This window comes from Methylocystis sp. H4A (assembly GCF_015709545.1).
GTDB lineage: Bacteria > Pseudomonadota > Alphaproteobacteria > Rhizobiales > Beijerinckiaceae > Methylocystis > Methylocystis silviterrae.
This window is the reverse complement of sequence record NZ_JADNQY010000024.1, coordinates 25720-40489: the sequence shown is the minus strand read 5'-3', so window position 1 is coordinate 40489 and position 14770 is coordinate 25720. Positions and strand designations below refer to the sequence as shown.

The 14770-nt window shown below is 62.0% G+C and carries 15 protein-coding genes and 3 pseudogenes; 11 read left to right on the top strand and 7 right to left on the bottom strand.

The window, feature by feature from the left end:
- Positions 1-74 precede the first annotated feature (74 nt).
- Together IYW40_RS10515 and IYW40_RS10510 are read right to left on the bottom strand one after the other, a co-directional pair.
- Entirely contained in the window at positions 75-560 is a 486-nt protein-coding gene (locus IYW40_RS10515; RefSeq protein WP_232366090.1) for an META domain-containing protein, read from the bottom strand.
- A gap of 65 nt (positions 561-625) precedes the next feature.
- Entirely contained in the window at positions 626-1621 is a 996-nt protein-coding gene (locus tag IYW40_RS10510) for a D-glycerate dehydrogenase (RefSeq protein WP_196400311.1), read from the bottom strand.
- 190 nt (positions 1622-1811) lie between these two features.
- Between IYW40_RS10510 and IYW40_RS10505 the strand changes: the two genes are divergently transcribed.
- Positions 1812-2423, top strand: a complete 612-nt coding sequence (locus IYW40_RS10505; RefSeq protein WP_196400312.1) for an SH3 domain-containing protein — start codon at positions 1812-1814, stop codon at positions 2421-2423.
- Here the strand turns inward: IYW40_RS10505 and IYW40_RS10500 are convergent, their stop codons facing one another.
- From IYW40_RS10500 to irrA, 3 genes are all read right to left on the bottom strand, one after another.
- Positions 2424-2798 carry a response regulator gene (locus IYW40_RS10500; RefSeq protein WP_175095052.1) on the bottom strand — a complete coding sequence of 125 codons (375 nt, stop codon included), beginning with the start codon at positions 2796-2798 and terminating at the stop codon, positions 2424-2426.
- A complete protein-coding gene (locus tag IYW40_RS10495; protein ID WP_196400313.1) occupies positions 2795-3781 on the bottom strand; it encodes an HWE histidine kinase domain-containing protein in 987 nt (328 codons plus the stop codon). The genes IYW40_RS10500 and IYW40_RS10495 overlap by 4 nt, the downstream gene beginning before the upstream one ends.
- Before the next feature lie 98 nt (positions 3782-3879).
- Positions 3880-4326: an iron response transcriptional regulator IrrA gene (gene irrA / locus IYW40_RS10490; protein ID WP_246720731.1), complete on the bottom strand. Its 447-nt coding sequence runs from the start codon at positions 4324-4326 to the stop codon at positions 3880-3882.
- A gap of 262 nt (positions 4327-4588) precedes the next feature.
- On the opposite strand from irrA, the gene fabA reads away from it, so the two are divergent.
- The 4 genes from fabA (at position 4589) to IYW40_RS10470 (ending at position 7741) form a co-directional block, all read left to right on the top strand.
- Positions 4589-5113 (top strand): 3-hydroxyacyl-[acyl-carrier-protein] dehydratase FabA, encoded by a 525-nt coding sequence (gene fabA, locus IYW40_RS10485; protein WP_014891799.1) that lies wholly within the window; start codon positions 4589-4591, stop codon positions 5111-5113.
- A 44-nt stretch (positions 5114-5157) separates the two neighbouring features.
- The gene (fabB, locus tag IYW40_RS10480; protein ID WP_175095055.1) at positions 5158-6381 is read left to right on the top strand and encodes a beta-ketoacyl-ACP synthase I; all 1224 of its coding nucleotides are present in this window, start codon (positions 5158-5160) and stop codon (positions 6379-6381) included.
- Between the two features lie 231 nt (positions 6382-6612).
- On the top strand, positions 6613-7422 hold the full coding sequence (gene fabI, locus IYW40_RS10475; RefSeq protein ID WP_196400314.1) for an enoyl-ACP reductase FabI: 810 nt from the start codon (positions 6613-6615) through the stop codon (positions 7420-7422).
- A gap of 4 nt (positions 7423-7426) precedes the next feature.
- A complete protein-coding gene (locus tag IYW40_RS10470; protein ID WP_196400315.1) occupies positions 7427-7741 on the top strand; it encodes a cytochrome c in 315 nt (104 codons plus the stop codon).
- 34 nt (positions 7742-7775) lie between these two features.
- Here the strand turns inward: IYW40_RS10470 and IYW40_RS10465 are convergent, their stop codons facing one another.
- Positions 7776-8123, bottom strand: a complete 348-nt coding sequence (locus tag IYW40_RS10465) for a four-helix bundle copper-binding protein (RefSeq protein WP_196400316.1) — start codon at positions 8121-8123, stop codon at positions 7776-7778.
- Between the two features lie 137 nt (positions 8124-8260).
- Between IYW40_RS10465 and repC the strand changes: the two are divergent.
- From repC to IYW40_RS21820, 5 genes and pseudogenes are all read left to right on the top strand, one after another.
- Positions 8261-8455: pseudogene (gene repC, locus IYW40_RS10460) on the top strand (replication initiation protein RepC); the annotation flags it as partial.
- Positions 8456-8826: 371 nt separating this feature from the next.
- A complete protein-coding gene (locus IYW40_RS10455) occupies positions 8827-9156 on the top strand; it encodes a type II toxin-antitoxin system RelE/ParE family toxin (RefSeq protein WP_196400345.1) in 330 nt (109 codons plus the stop codon).
- Positions 9157-9170: 14 nt separating this feature from the next.
- Positions 9171-9497 carry a transcriptional regulator gene (locus tag IYW40_RS10450; protein ID WP_196400317.1) on the top strand — a complete coding sequence of 109 codons (327 nt, stop codon included), beginning with the start codon at positions 9171-9173 and terminating at the stop codon, positions 9495-9497.
- Between the two features lie 602 nt (positions 9498-10099).
- The gene (locus IYW40_RS10440) at positions 10100-12364 is read left to right on the top strand and encodes a copper-translocating P-type ATPase (protein WP_196400547.1); all 2265 of its coding nucleotides are present in this window, start codon (positions 10100-10102) and stop codon (positions 12362-12364) included.
- A gap of 228 nt (positions 12365-12592) precedes the next feature.
- Positions 12593-12854: pseudogene (locus IYW40_RS21820) on the top strand (IS1380 family transposase); the annotation flags it as partial.
- Positions 12855-13044: 190 nt separating this feature from the next.
- Here the strand turns inward: IYW40_RS21820 and IYW40_RS10435 are convergent.
- On the bottom strand, positions 13045-13257 hold the full coding sequence (locus tag IYW40_RS10435) for a transposase (protein WP_109026914.1): 213 nt from the start codon (positions 13255-13257) through the stop codon (positions 13045-13047).
- 762 nt (positions 13258-14019) lie between these two features.
- Here IYW40_RS10435 and istA point away from each other — a divergent pair.
- Positions 14020-14769: pseudogene (istA, locus tag IYW40_RS10430) on the top strand (IS21 family transposase); the annotation flags it as partial.
- Between the last annotated feature and the right edge of the window lies 1 nt (position 14770).

Genomic DNA, 14770 nt, shown 5'->3' with positions numbered 1-14770 from the left:
CGCGGTCCGAATTTTGGGAGCCTATTCGGGAATCTCGCTCAACGCGCGAGCGTCGGGTCGCTGTCGCGCCAGCTTTACAGCGAGCGCTGGAAATGCAGCACGCCGCCCTGCGCGCCCTTCAGGATGAGGTCGTCGCCCTTCGTGTCCCAATAGGGGCCCGAGAGCAGGACCGCCCAATAGTCGCGCTCGAAGGCGGCAAGCGGGCCTTCACATTTGCGTTCGTTGACCGCCGGCATGGTGCGCGGTCCGAGCCGGTTGGGGCCGATGATGAAGATGCCGGACCAGTTCTTGCAGCCCGAAAAACCGTTGGCGCGGCCGGTTGAGTCGATGGAGATCCACATCTCCACCGGCGGCGCTTTGCCGTTGATCTCCTTGAGCACGAAGTTCTGATTGTGCGGGAACGGCTGATAGCGCGGAATGCCGCCCGTCTCCTTGTTTTCGTCTTCCGGCTGCTTCTGCTCTGCGCCCTGAGGCGGTTTTGCGCGGCTCTTGGCGACGGCTGGCGCGGCGAGCGCAATGGCGCAGAGCGAGGCGGCTAAGGCGAGCAAAATCCTGTTCATCGCGTCAATCATCCTCCCCATAAGGCGACTCGCGCCAGTCGGTCCCGGGCCCGCGGCGCAGCGCCTTATAGCATGCTCGGCAGGACGCGGTCAGGCGGCCGGTGGCCGTCCATGAAGGTTTTGATGTTGATGATCACTTTCTCGCCCATATCGATGCGGCTTTCGATGGTCGCCGAGCCCATATGCGGGAGCAGCGTGACTTTCCCGGCCTTGGCGAGCTTCAATAATTTGGGAGAGACGGCGGGTTCGTGCTCGAAGACGTCGAGCCCGGCGCCGGCCATTTCATCCGCTTCAAGCATGCGCACCAACGCGTTCTCATCGACGATTTCGCCGCGCGCGGTATTGATCAGAATCGCGTGGGAACGCAGATGCGCCAGTCTGCGCGCGGAGAGAAGATGATAGGTCGCCGGCGTATGCGGACAGTGGATCGACACGACGTCGACTCGCGCCAGCATCTGATCGAGCGACTCCCAATAGGTCGCCTCCAATTGCTCTTCGAGATCGGCCGAGACTCGCCGACGATTATGGTAATGGATTGAAAGTCCAAAGCTTTTCGCCCGACGCGCCAAGGCTTGGCCGATCCGGCCCATGCCGACGATGCCGAGCCTCTTGCCGGTGATCCGGTGGCCGAGCATCCAGGTCGGCGACCAGCCCGCCCAAGCGCCGTCGGGAATGGCGCTCGCGCCTTCGACGAGACGACGCGCCACCGAAAGGATCAGCGCCATCGTCATGTCGGCGGTATCTTCGGTCAGAACGCCGGGCGTGTTGGTGACGGTGATGGAGCGATCGAGCGCCGAGGCGACGTCGATATTGTCGACGCCATTGCCGAAATTGGCGATCAGCTTCATTTGCTCGCCGGCCTGGGCGATCAGATGGGAATCGATACGGTCGGTGATGGTCGGCACCAGCACGTCGGCCGTGCGCATGGCCTCGACGAGTTCGTCATGAGTGAGCGGCTTGTCGCTTTCGTTGAGGCGCGTGTCGAACAACTCGCACATGCGGGTTTCGATGACATCGGGCAGCCGGCGCGACACGACAACGAGCGGCTTCTTTTTCGGCATATCCCTGGTCGTGCCTCCGCGTTCATGTTGTGTTGCAGCAGCGTTTCTGCGATTGCGCTATGATCTGCGCCGCGTCGCCGCAGCGGATGAAAAGACGCCGGCGAGTTTCGCCGGCTTCAACCGGGTCTTAACGACGGTCAGCGACAAAACCAATACGCCTCCTCGGCGGACGCATTCGACTTCCTAGCAGATGACGGGCCAAAGACAAGCGAGCGATCAGTCCATCATGTCGCGAATAAATACAGAATCTGCGCCAATTTCGGCCGCTTTCTCAAACGCTCAGGAACTTTTCCAAAAGCGTCGCCGCGCGGCTTTCGCCGCGCTCGTATGTGCGCTTTTTTGCGCAGCGCACGCCGACGCTCAGGAGCCGCAGAAGGGCCCGGTGAGCGGCCTGCCCTTGCCCCGCTACGTCAGCCTCAAATCGGATCGGGTCAATGTTCGCGAGGGGCCGAGCAAGGAACATCCGACTCTGTGGATCTACGAACGCGCTGCGCTCCCCGTCGAGATCACCGCCGAATTCGAAACCTGGCGCAAGATCCGCGATTCCGAAGGCGCCGAAGGCTGGGTGCTGCACTCGCTGCTCTCTGGACGGCGCACCGCCTTGGTTGCGCCGTGGAAAAAGGAGCCGCAACTGCTCGTCGCCGCCGATCATTCGACGCCCGCGGCCAAGCTCGGCCCCGGCGTCATCGGCAATTTGCGCAGCTGCGACGGCAAATGGTGCCGCATCGCCGGCAAGGGCTTTGACGGCTATATGGAGCAGGAAAATCTCTGGGGCGTCTATCCGGGCGAGAAATTTGAATAGTCAGCCGGATGGACCGCCCGGCAGGCGGCTCTTGAGTTTCTCCAACGCCGTCGAAACGGCGTCCCGACTGAAGGGCTTGGCGACGACCGGCGCATCGGCATGCGCCTCAAGCACGCCCTGTTCGCCGTAACCGGTCACGAAGGCGAAGGGCTTATGCCGGCGCTCCAGAACGCCGGGGAGAACATGAGCCTTCTGGCCATTGAGGTTGACGTCGAGAAAGGCGATATCGAAATCTTCGCTCGTCGCCTTTTGCAGCGCCTCCTGCACATTGCCCGCGGTGGCGACGACTTGCGCGCCAAGCTCCTCGAGAAACATTTCGAGCGCCATGGCGATCACGGCCTCGTCTTCGACGATCAGGACGCGAGGCGTGTTCATTTGAGCACTTCCACGCCAAGAGGAATGTCCATCTCGCAGCGAAATCCTTCGGAGGGGAATTCGACCGCGATCCGCGCGCCCGCTTCGGACGCCAGCGTTTTCTCGATCAGGCGCATGCCAAATCCTTTGACCGATGGGGGCGAGATCGGCGGTCCGCCGTATTCGCGCCAGACGAGATGGAGCTTAGGCGTGCGTCCTTTGGCGTCAATGCTCCACTCGACGGCGACTCGTCCGCTCGGCGCCGAGAGCGATCCGTGTCTGACGGCGTTCGTGCACAATTCATGCAGCGTCATCGCCAGGGCCGCCGCGATGCGCGGGCAGACGTCGACAGGCGCTCCTGAAACGTCGAAATTCTCCTGGCCCGCCGGGGCGATCGCAGTACGCACGAGTTCGTCGACCTGCGCCTTCGTCCAGTTTTCGCGGGTCAGCACGTCATGCACGGCGGCGAGCGCCAGCAGACGATTCTCAAAGAGCTCCACCGAATTCTGCTTCAACTCGCGCAACGAATGCAGAGCGATCGAGTGAACCGTCGCAAGCGTATTCTTGACGCGATGGTTGAGCTCGTGGATCAGAAGCTGCAGGCGTTCGCGGTCGCGTTCCTGTTCGGTGACGTCGGTGTTCGTGCCGAACCAGCCGACGACCGCGCCGTTCTCGCGCAGCGGTTCGATGCGCGTCAGAAACGGCCGGTAGAACCCGTCGGCGCCTCTGAGCGGAAAGATCATTTGGAAAAATTCGCCGTGCTGGATCGCATGCGTCCAGCGCTCCAGCATCTTGGGCAGCACGTCCGGATGATGTACCGATTGCCAACCCCATCCCGCCATCTCCTCGGGAGTCGCGCCGGTATATTCGTACCACCGGTCATTGTACCAAAACACCCAGCCATCCGGTCGCGCCATCCAGGCAAGATTCGGTATGGAATTGGCGAGCGCCTTGAACTGCGCGTAGGTGATCTCGGATTCCTGTTTGGTCGCCCGCTGCGACATTGCTCCCGCCCCGCCCTGGTTTTCGAAGAGGTCTCGACGGCCCTGCGGCGACGTCGAGCTGCTTCGAAATGTGTCGTCTCCCGGAATATAGGGCGGGCTTAGGCGCGGCGAAGACGCACCACGACATCTACGCGTGCGACGCGCAAACCGTCGGGCGGCTCGGGAAGATCGGAGACCGAGACATTCGCGCCGGCGATGTCGTATAGCTCTCCGTCGTCTTCGAGAAGAAAATGATGGTGATCGGCGGTATTGGTGTCGAAATACACCCGGGCGCCGTCGACGGCGATCTCCCGCAGCAAGCCTGCCTGGGTGAACTGGTGGAGCGCATTGTATACGGTCGCGAGGGATACGGAGAGATTGGCGGCGAGCGCCTCTTCATAGAGCCGCTCCGCCGTCACATGACGATCGCCGCTCTGTCCAAACAGCAACTCGCCGAGCGACAGCCGCTGACGGGTCGGCCGCAGCCCGGCGTCGGCCAGCAACTCTGCGACGCGCTTGCGCGGCGCACAGTCTGGCGGAACGGTCGAATTCGGCTCGGCGTCCATTGCAGCGGCTCGCGGTTTTCCACTCTCGCGGTTTTCTACATGGCATCATAGGGGGAATGGCGGGAAATTCAACGCCGCCCGGCTGTTGCGATCCCGCTTGCGACGGCGCTTCCGGCCCGGGCGAGGCTATGTTACGGATCGCTTCGCCCAAAAGCGGATAAGAGCGGCGCCGCCGCCGGCGCCAAAAAGATAAGGGCGCGCCCTTTAGGGCGCTTGGGGAAGAATGGGCCTTCAAAGGCTCCAACGCGAGGAACAAAGGACGATGGGCGAAAGGCGCTCCTCATTCGGCTACGAGGATTTACTGGCATGCGGCGAGGAAAAGCTGTTCGGCCCGGGCAATGCCCAGCTGCCGCTGCCGCCGATGCTGATGTTCGACCGGATCACCGAGATCTTCGAAGACGGCGGCGAGCACGGCAAAGGCTACATGCGCGCCGAACTCGACATTAAACCGAGCCTTTGGTTCTTCGACTGCCATTTCAAGGGCAATCCCGTAATGCCGGGCTGCCTTGGCCTCGACGCTCTATGGCAGATGGTCGGCTTCTATCTCGCCTGGCTCGACAATCCGGGACGCGGCATGGCGCTGGGCGTCGGCGAGGTGAAATTCAGCGGGCAGGTTCGCCCGACCGTCAAAAAGGTGACCTACGGGATCGACTTTAAGCGCGTCTTCAAGGGCAAGCTTGTGCTCGGCATCGCCGACGGCTGGGTCGCCGCCGACGGAGAGCGCATCTATGAGGCGAAGGATTTGAAGGTTGGGCTCGCCAAGGCCGAGGCGCCGGCCGCCGCCTGAAGCGCACAGCAAGGCGCGGGAAAGCGCCGCCAAGGAGTTGGACAATGAGACGAGTCGTCGTCACCGGCATGGGGATTGTGTCGTCGATCGGCAACACCACCCAGGAAGTGATCGCTTCGCTGCGCGAGGCGAAGTCGGGCATCGCCCGCGCCGAGAAATACGCCGAACTCGGCTTCCGTTCGCAGGTGTACGGAATGCCGTCGCTCGACCCCTCGACGCTCGTCGACCGCCGCGCCATGCGCTTCCATGCGACGGGCACGGCGTGGAACCACGTCGCCATGGATCAGGCGATCGCCGACGCCGGCCTGACCGAAGCGGAAATCTCCAACGCGCGCACCGGAATCATCATGGGGTCCGGCGGCCCCTCGACCCACACGCTTGTCGAATCCGCCGACATCACCCGCACCAAGGGACCCAAGCGCGTCGGTCCCTTCGCCGTGCCCAAATGCATGTCTTCGACCGCCTCGGCGACGCTTGCGGTCTGGTTCAAGATCAAGGGCGTCAACTATTCGATCTCGTCGGCCTGCGCCACGTCCAATCACTGCATCGGCAACGCCTACGAACTGATTCAGTATGGCAAGCAGGACATGATGTTCGCGGGCGGTTGCGAAGAGCTGGAGTGGGAGCTGTCGGTCCTCTTCGACGCGATGGGCGCCATGTCCTCCTCCTACAATGATCGGCCGGCGACGGCCTCGCGCGCCTATGACAAGAATCGCGACGGATTCGTCATCGCCGGCGGCGCCGGCGTGCTGGTGCTCGAAGAATTCGAACACGCCAAGGCGCGCGGCGCGAAGATCTACGCCGAAGTCGCCGGCTATGGGGCGACCTCCGACGGCCATGACATGGTGGCGCCCTCGGGCGAGGGCGCGGTGCGCTGCATGCAGCAGGCGCTCGCGACGGTGAAGTGCCCGATCGACTACATCAACCCCCACGCCACGGCGACCCCGGTCGGCGACGCCAAGGAAATCGAGGCGCTGCGCGAAGTGTTCGGCGTCGGCGACAAATGCCCGCCGATCGCCGCGACCAAATCCCTGACCGGCCATTCGCTCGGCGCGACGGGCGTGCAGGAGGCGATCTATTCCTTGTTGATGATGCAGAACGGCTTCATCTGCGAAAGCGCCAATATCGAGGAACTCGACCCCGATTTCGCCGACATGCCCATCATGCGGGCGCGCCGCGACAATGTGAAGCTTGGCGCGGTGCTGTCCAACTCATTCGGCTTCGGCGGCACCAATGCGACATTGGTGTTCAAGCATCCAGACGCCTGACGCCGATCCCTCGCGATAGTCATGGCCGGGCTTGTTCCGGCCATGGACGTCGAGACATCCAGCCGGCGTTTAGGAGAAGGCGATTCTTCCAGCGGATGGATTGCGAACGAGCGGCGCTCGTGGCTAGAGGTATCGCCGATACGGCCCACAGCGTCGTTCTTCTTTGCTGTCTGCGTCTCCGATAGGGCTTAGGCCCAAACTTTCGATCTCTCCTATGATGACAATCGCCATATGACAGTTTCAACCGGTCTCATGCAGGGTAAGCGCGGCCTCATCATGGGCGTCGCCAATGATCATTCCATCGCCTATGGCGTCGCGCGCGTTCTTGCGCGCCACGGCGCGACGCTCGCATTCACCTATCAGGGCGAGGCGCTCGGCAAGCGCGTCAAGCCGCTCGCGCAGGAGCTCGGGTCGAACCTTGTGCTGCCGTGCGACGCCGAGGATATTTCAACGGTGGATCAGGTGTTCGCGCGTCTCGAACACGACTGGGGCGATATGGATTTTCTCGTCCACTCCATCGCCTATTCCGACAAAAGCGAATTGAAGGGACTCTACGCCGACACCTCGCGCGAGAATTTCATTCGCACGCTTGTCATTTCCTGTTTTTCCTTCACCGAAGCCGCGCGCCGCGCCGCCACGCTGATGAAGAACGGCGGATCGCTGCTGACGGTCAGTTTCGGCGGCGGCACGCATGTCATGCCGAATTACAACGTCATGGGCGTCGCGAAGGCGGCGCTCGATTCATCGGTGCGCTATCTTGCCGCCGATTTCGGCGATCGCGGCATTCGCGTCAATGCGCTGTCGCCCGGCCCGGTGCGCACCATGGCGGGCGCCGGCATCACGGGCGCGCGGGCGATGGGCGCGTTTCAAAAAAAGCATTGTCCATTGCGTCGGATGATCACGCTTGATGAAATCGGCGGCTCGGCGCTTTATTTGCTGTCGGAGCTGTCGGGCGGCGTGACGGGCGAAGTTCATCTTGTCGACGCCGGCTATAATATCATGTTGCAGCCACGTCCCGAGGATCTCAACGGCGAGGAGTAAGGCAATGAGGATAGCGCTGTCTTTAGGCTTGGTCTTCATTGCGGCGCCGGCGATGGCCGCGAGCGCGGATCCGACGACCGGCGCGCGGATCGCCAAAGCCGAATGCGCCTCATGCCATGCCGTTGGACCCGACGCAGAGGCCAAGAGCCCGGATCCCAAGGCGCCGCGATTTATCGATGTGGCGAAGATGCCTTCGGCGACGGAACTGTCGCTCAAAGTTTTTCTGCGCTCTTCGCACAAGAACATGCCCAACATCATTCTCGCCCGCGAAGAGATCGACTCGCTGGCGAGCTATATTTTGGGGCTTGGCGGCAAATAGCCGCCAAGCTGATTGCAAGCTGTTCCGCGCGGATTTATGCGGCCATCTTGCGTCCGGACATCCTGCGGCATTCCTCGGCGCAGCGACGGCATTCGTCGGCGCATTCCTTCATGTCGGGAATCGGATCGCACTCCTTGGCGCAGGCTTCGCAAGCCTCGGCGCAGAGCGCGCACATCTGTTTCGCCAGCGGTGAATTCATCAGCATCATTTGCGTGCTGTTGCGGCACATATCGGCGCAGGCGATCATCGCCTGGAAATGTTTGGGCTTCACATGCTCGCCGCCTTTCTCAAGGCAATGGGTCATCGCCATGCCGAAGCACATCTGATAGCAGTTCAGGCAGGCGTCGATGCAGGCCTGCATTTCCTTCGGGATCATGTGCATGATGGATCGTTCCTCTTAAAGGCTTCCGCCTCGCCGCCCAGCAGGCAGCTAGTTCGCCCGCCTCGCAGGTCAAGATTTGTGACGAAGGCGCAGGACTGGCAGTCAAGCTTCGGCCTTTGGGCTTCGATCGCAGAGGGGCCGCGATCTCGCAGAGGGGCGAAGAAATCAAATCCGCTGGCGGCTATTTGCGGGTTCTGTCCGTTAAGGCGCGGGCAGGGGAGTTTTCGCTCGGACCTGTGCTGATGGCGCTGCTGCGCGGCAAGGCCCAAAGGCCGCGCGTGAACGGCGGCAAGCGGGATGATCAATCTTGCCGGAGGATTTCCTTGCCGTGAAATTGGCGATTATCGTCGGGGATCGAAGGAGCGCGGACGCCATGACCGATACGATGACCCAGCTCGCCATCCTTTCCGATGCGCTGGTCAAAATCATCGAGCTTGGCCCAATGGCCGCGGAAGGGAAGGCGTCGCCCGCCGATCTTTGACCCGGTCGGGCGACATCGCCGCGCAGGCGCTGACCGCCGCCGCCACCTATGGCCAGTTGCCGCCGTTCTCTGAGTCCGTCGAGGGGCAACAGGATACGCATCCTCAGAGCTAAAATCTCAGAGCTAAAATTGCCGACGGCGAGGGCTGAGCAATGGTGGCGGTGGCGCGCCTCGACATTCCATCGCTCCGCTTCCAATTTGGTAACGTATATGATACCTCTCATAGAGATTGAAGAATACCTTACCGAGAAAGGCGCGAGCCCCTTCGCGGAGTGGTTCAACGCCCTCGATCCCCAGGCCGCAGCGATCATCACTGTTGGTTTGGCGCGGCTGGCTGATGGAAACGCCTCGAAAGTCGAACCAATCGGCGAGGGCGCGTCCGAACTAAAAATCAATCGCGGTCCCGGCTATCGGGTCTATTTTGGAAGGGATGGCAAGGCGCTGGTGATTTTGCTGGGAGGCGGCACGAAGCGCCGTCAGAGCGACGACATCGCCGATGCTTTGGCGCATTGGCGAAACTACAAAGCGCGTAAGGCGAAGGCAAAAAAATAGGTGAGGGTGACGTGATGGCGCTGACCCGGAGTTTCAAGGAGACTGTGCAAGCGCGGGCGACGAATGACGCGGCGTTTCGGCAGGCTCTGTTTCAGGAGGCCGTGCAACTTCTCCTCGCGGGAGAGATCGGCGCCGGCCGATCGATCTTGCGCGACTATATCAACGCGACGATCGGATTCGAGGCCCTGGCGGAAATCACGCAGACGCCGCCGAAAAGTCTGATGCGCATGTTCGGGCCCAACGGAAATCCGACAGTGACGAATCTGTTTGCGGTCATCAATGCGCTGCAAAACCGAACTGGCGTGCACCTTGAAGTGAGAGCAGTCACCGAGGCGGCGTGAACTCGGTCAGGCCCCGCCTTGTGGGAGTTTAGATCCGGTCGCAAACTACGGAATTTCCGCTTGTGTTGGCGCGGTGCCTCGCGTGGGAGGCGCCGCTTCCTCTTTTGGCGACGACGATCGCGCATCCGTCAATGCGTAATGCGACTGGACGCCGGCCGCGCCCGAGCGTTCCGGATTGGCCTTCGAGCGTCGCGCATGGTTACGCGCGCGCGGCGCAAGACGCGTATGCGCTGGCAGAACTGTCGCGGCGTTCCAATTTACTGTTGAGCTACGCGCCAAAATTGCGCGCCAACAGGGCTGCGTGCGCGTCGATTTGTTGCTCGCCGTCGATTTGCGTTTCCGCGGCGCGGGCGGCGGGACTCTCGGATCGCGCCAGTCGGCAGTCCTTTTTTAGCGCCTCATCGAAAAGGCGCGCTTATTCGCGCTGGTCGCGCCTGCCATCTTGAGCTCAGCGCCGCGGTCGACGGAGGCGTTGCCGTGACCGAAGGAACCGCCGTTTTTGGGGGCGCGGCGGCCGTATTGCCGAGCGGGCGACGACGGTCGACGATGCGCAAGGGACGCCGAGATCGATTAGGATGCCGTTCTGATGGCGCAAAAGAAGGATGACCCGCGTGGGCCACGAGCATCGGCATGATCACGCCTCGCATGAGGAATCGAGATCGGCCCGCGACGACGCTGCGACCGAAGATGCGGCTCACGGCGATCCGCACGCGTCGAACATCATCTACACCTGCCCGATGCATCCGCAGATTCGCCAGATCGGCCCCGGCAATTGTCCGATCTGCGGCATGACGCTCGAGCCCCTGGTCGCTTCAAATGAAGCCGAACCGAACGCCGAACTCGTAGATATGACAAGGCGGTTCTGGATCGGGCTGGCGTTGGCGGCGCCGGTGCTCGTCTTGGAGATGGGCGGACATTTATTCAATCTCCATCACTTGCTAGCGCCGCAGGCGTCGAACTGGCTTCAGCTTATTTTGGCGACGCCGGTCGTGATTTGGGCTGGCTGGCCGTTTTTGGTTCGAGGCGCGCAATCGCTCGTGACACGTAATCTGAATATGTTCACGCTCATCGCCATGGGAACGGGCATCGCCTGGATTTACAGCGTCATCGCAACATTGGCGCCGTCGCTCTTCCCGCCGGCATTCCGCAACCTCGATGGCTCTGTCCCGATCTATTTCGAGGCGGCGGCGGTTATCACCGTCCTTGTTCTGCTTGGACAAGTTCTTGAATTGCGCGCGCGGGAACAGACCGGCGGCGCCATACGCGCGCTCCTCGATCTCGCGCCAAAAATGGCGACTCGGATTAACGCTGACGGATCCGACGAAGAGATTGTGCTGGATCTTGTGAAGGTCGGCGAGCGCCTGCGCGTCCGTCCAGGAGAAAAGGTTCCTGTGGACGGCGAACTCGTCGAGGGCCGCAGTTCGGTCGATGAGTCCATGGTCACCGGCGAATCCATGCCGGTGACGAAGATTGCAGGCGACAGAGTCATCGGCGGCACGCTTAATCAGACTGGCGGCTTTGTGATGCGCGCGGAGAAGGTTGGCCGCGACACCGTGCTCTCAAGGATTGTCGAGATGGTCGCATCCGCGCAGAGAAGCCGCGCGCCAATACAGCGCCTCGCCGATCAAGTGGCGGGATGGTTCGTGCCCGCCGTCATTCTCATCGCCGTTATTGCATTTCTTGCCTGGGCAATCTGGGGACCGGAACCACGCATGACGTATGGCCTTGTTGCAGCGGTCTCCGTTCTCATCATCGCTTGCCCTTGCGCGCTCGGTCTTGCGACGCCGATGTCGATCATGGTCGGCGTGGGACGCGGCGCGCAGTCGGGCGTGCTGATAAAAAGCGCCGAGGCGCTGGAGCGCTTGGAAAAAATAGACACGCTGGTGGTGGACAAGACCGGGACGCTCACCGAAGGCAAGCCGCGCGTCACGGCCATCCTCGCCGTCACCGGGATCTCCGAGGAAGATCTGTTGGCGACGGCGGCGAGTCTTGAACGCGCCAGCGAGCATCCCCTGGCGTTCGCAATCGTTCAGGCCGCAGCCGAGCGCGGGCTCGCGCTCAAAGGTGCGACGGATTTCGATTCCCCCGTGGGCAAGGGCGTCATCGGTCGGGTCGAAGGCAATGTGGTCGCGATCGGCAATCGTCGATACCTTGTGGAGCTCGGCGTCGATGCGACGCCGCTCGATAGCGACGCTGAACGCCTGCGGGAAGACGGCGCGACTGCTATCTTTGTCGCCATAGACGGAAGAATTTCCGGCGTCATCGGCATCGCTGACCCAATCAAAGCGACGACGGACGCCGCGCTGAAATCGCTGCGCGAAGATGGCGTCGATGTCGTGATGCTAACCGGCGATAACTGGACAACGGCGCGGGCCGTCGCCAAACGCTTGGGAATCGGCGAGATCGAAGCTGAGATCCTCCCTGAGGACAAGAGCAAAGTCGTGACCAGCTTGCGCGAGGCGGGTCGAATCGTCGCCATGGCGGGAGACGGCGTGAATGATGCCCCTGCACTGGCCGCTGCCGATGTCGGAATCGCCATGGGAACCGGAACCGATGTCGCGATCGAAAGCGCGGGGGTGACTTTGCTGAAGGGCGATCTCGGGGGCATCGTGCGTGGTCGACGCCTCTCCAAGACGACGATGCGCAACATCCGCGAGAATCTGTTCTTTGCGTTCATTTATAATGCCGCGGGCGTGCCCATTGCCGCTGGCGCGCTCTATCCGATCTTCGGGCTACTCTTATCACCAACGATCGCCGCCGCAGCGATGACGCTGTCATCTGTAAGCGTCGTCGTCAATTCCCTGCGACTGAAGCAAGCCAGGTTGGACCCCGAGCGAAAAATTGAGATGCCGCCATATACGACCTAAGCAGAGGGCTATAGGACTATTCGGTGCGGGGGCAGTCACCACTCCCACAGCGCCGGCTGTTCTCTCACCACTTTGCCACACTCACAGCATCTGTCATTGGCGGAACTCTCGCCCGCGTTATGAGAGCAAACATTTTGGCCCGCACTCGCCGGATGAACTCTGATTTCACTGTACAATTCGTCATTTATAGCAATTTTTAGAAGGTTAGGCTCGTTGAGTGAGGCGGCGATGACGAACGCGGCGGGTGAATCGGATGGAGAGGCTCTCAGGCTCGATTTTGACCGCCGTCTAAAAGATGCAATTCGGGGTTCGGTCGTGACCTCTGATGTTGGCGTGGTCGCCTTATCGAGAACTCGACGACGCGCTTGGCCTGAGCGGCATGGCGGGCGAGACTCTTGCCGGCGCCTGCACCGGCAAGAGCATGCTCTTGGTTGGCAATTTACGGCGGTCTGGGTTAGGTCGGCTCGCCGGCTACCAGGACGTGAACGACGTGAGCGGCTTCGGCGGGCCCTGGCGTTCTGGGCGTCGGCGCCGGCGTGGTACAATTCCAAGTTCTATCCGGCGATCGACAATTTCGTCGTGGTGCCCGTTTACGCGCGCGTGGACGGCGCCTTGTTCATCAGGTTGAGCGAGAATGTCTCGGGATAGCTCAACGTCGAGAATCTGGCTGGCGCGCGGTACTATGAATCGTAGATCTGCCAGCGCGTCGCTCCGTATCGGCGAGCGATATCGGCCACGATGGCGTTCGGCGTCAGACTCTCGGCGGCGATCCGAGCTTTCTCCGCCTCAGAGCGTCGCCGACGGCCCGTGGGGCCGGCAACCACCTCAATCCGTCCCGCGTAGCCTTCTTTCGAGACGCCCATTTGGGCGTCCATTTTGACGTCTCTGGTCATTACAGCCACCCTCGAAAGCAGGGGCTTCTTCGCATGATCAGAACATTTTCGGCAGAAGGGGATCGGCTAAGCGCTTACGTACTATGTCTTCGAGCATAACAACAACAACACGCCAGGCACCCCGCGCTCGGCCTATGTGACGCTGAACGCGCGAGTTTAAGCGAGTGCCGGCCGTGCACGCGCCGACTGGATGAGCCGTAGGCATCGATAGCCAGTCATTCTCGCCTGATGTATCGGCGCAGGCTCGAAAGACCCTGCGCCGGCTCGCCGGCTCAGCCCCGACTAGAACAAAAACCCTAAGCAGCTCCGCCAACGAGCTTCACGACAACCGCAGCGATTGTGTTCTAAGGGCCGCCAAGACCTGCATAGCAAGACCACCAATAACGCCCCCGCCCACCCAGCGAACATGTGGGCGCGGGTCGTCATTCGTCTCTCATAGCGGCTCCTCTAGTTTCCGCGAGCTGCCCCCTTGCCGTCTGTCCCGGAGCTTGATGCGCTCGCACGTGTTCGGATAGGCGTGGTTTGGCTCCCGGAGTTGCAGCGTTGCTGATTCCGCTTGATGGCGCCCCCTAAAACGAGATGAAGGCGCCCACCCGTTACGGAATGATGGCGCCCCCCGATTCCGAGATGATCCCGCCCCCTGCAACGGAATGATCCCGCCCGGGTGATTTCGTGCAGTGGCTCACCGCCGCCGTTGGCCTGATCAAGTCGCTCCTTTGGCAATCCAAGGGGGAGCGATTCATGCCAGCGGAGCGGATTACGATGCGCCAGGCGCGCGAGATTATTCGGCTGAAGACCGCGTCGGTTTCAGCGCACGAGATTTCCCGGCGTCTCGGCATGCCGCGTTCGACGGTTCGGGAAGCGCTCGAACGCGCGGAGGGCGCCGGGCTCTCCTGGCCGCTGCCGGAGGGAATGAACGACGACGCGCTGGAGGCGGCGCTTTACGCCAACCGGCGCAGCAAGCGCGGTCACCGGCGCGTCGAAGAGCCGGACTGGGCAAACGTGCATCGCGAGCTGAAGCGCAAGCACGTCACCCTGACGATCCTGTGGGACGAATACATCGCCGAGAACCCCGGCGGCTATCGCTATTCGCGCTTTTGCGAGCTGTATCGCGCCTTCGAGAAAACGCTGTCGGTGACCATGCGGCAGACCCACGCCGCCGGCGAGCGCCTGTTCGTCGATTACGCCGGCGACGGCGTTCCCGTCGTCGTCGACAGGCTCACCGGCGAAGTGCGCATGGGGCAGATATTCGTCGCGGTGCTGGGCGCGTCGAGCCTCACATTCGCGAGAGCGAGCTGGACGCAGACGCTTCCTGACTGGATCGACGCCCATGTCGGCGCGCTTGAGGCGATCGGCGGCGTTCCGCAGCTCATCGTGCCGGACAACGCCAAGACCGCCATCGTCAAAGCCTGCTTCTACGATCCACAGGTCAACCGCACCTACGCCGACATGGCGGCGCATTACGGCGCCGCGCTTTTGCCGGCCCGGCCCAGAAAACCGCGCGACAAGGCAA

Coding starts and splice junctions, on each gene's coding strand:
- IYW40_RS10515 (WP_232366090.1), bottom strand. CDS start 560: ATGAACAGGATTTTGCTCGCCTTAGCCGCCTCGCTCTGCGCCATTGCG.
- IYW40_RS10510 (WP_196400311.1), bottom strand. CDS start 1,621: ATGCCGAAAAAGAAGCCGCTCGTTGTCGTGTCGCGCCGGCTGCCCGAT.
- IYW40_RS10505 (WP_196400312.1), top strand. CDS start 1,812: ATGACGGGCCAAAGACAAGCGAGCGATCAGTCCATCATGTCGCGAATA.
- IYW40_RS10500 (WP_175095052.1), bottom strand. CDS start 2,798: ATGAACACGCCTCGCGTCCTGATCGTCGAAGACGAGGCCGTGATCGCC.
- IYW40_RS10495 (WP_196400313.1), bottom strand. CDS start 3,781: ATGTCGCAGCGGGCGACCAAACAGGAATCCGAGATCACCTACGCGCAG.
- irrA (WP_246720731.1), bottom strand. CDS start 4,326: ATGGACGCCGAGCCGAATTCGACCGTTCCGCCAGACTGTGCGCCGCGC.
- fabA (WP_014891799.1), top strand. CDS start 4,589: ATGGGCGAAAGGCGCTCCTCATTCGGCTACGAGGATTTACTGGCATGC.
- fabB (WP_175095055.1), top strand. CDS start 5,158: ATGAGACGAGTCGTCGTCACCGGCATGGGGATTGTGTCGTCGATCGGC.
- fabI (WP_196400314.1), top strand. CDS start 6,613: ATGACAGTTTCAACCGGTCTCATGCAGGGTAAGCGCGGCCTCATCATG.
- IYW40_RS10470 (WP_196400315.1), top strand. CDS start 7,427: ATGAGGATAGCGCTGTCTTTAGGCTTGGTCTTCATTGCGGCGCCGGCG.
- IYW40_RS10465 (WP_196400316.1), bottom strand. CDS start 8,123: ATGCACATGATCCCGAAGGAAATGCAGGCCTGCATCGACGCCTGCCTG.
- IYW40_RS10450 (WP_196400317.1), top strand. CDS start 9,171: ATGGCGCTGACCCGGAGTTTCAAGGAGACTGTGCAAGCGCGGGCGACG.
- IYW40_RS10440 (WP_196400547.1), top strand. CDS start 10,100: ATGACCCGCGTGGGCCACGAGCATCGGCATGATCACGCCTCGCATGAG.
- IYW40_RS10435 (WP_109026914.1), bottom strand. CDS start 13,257: ATGACCAGAGACGTCAAAATGGACGCCCAAATGGGCGTCTCGAAAGAA.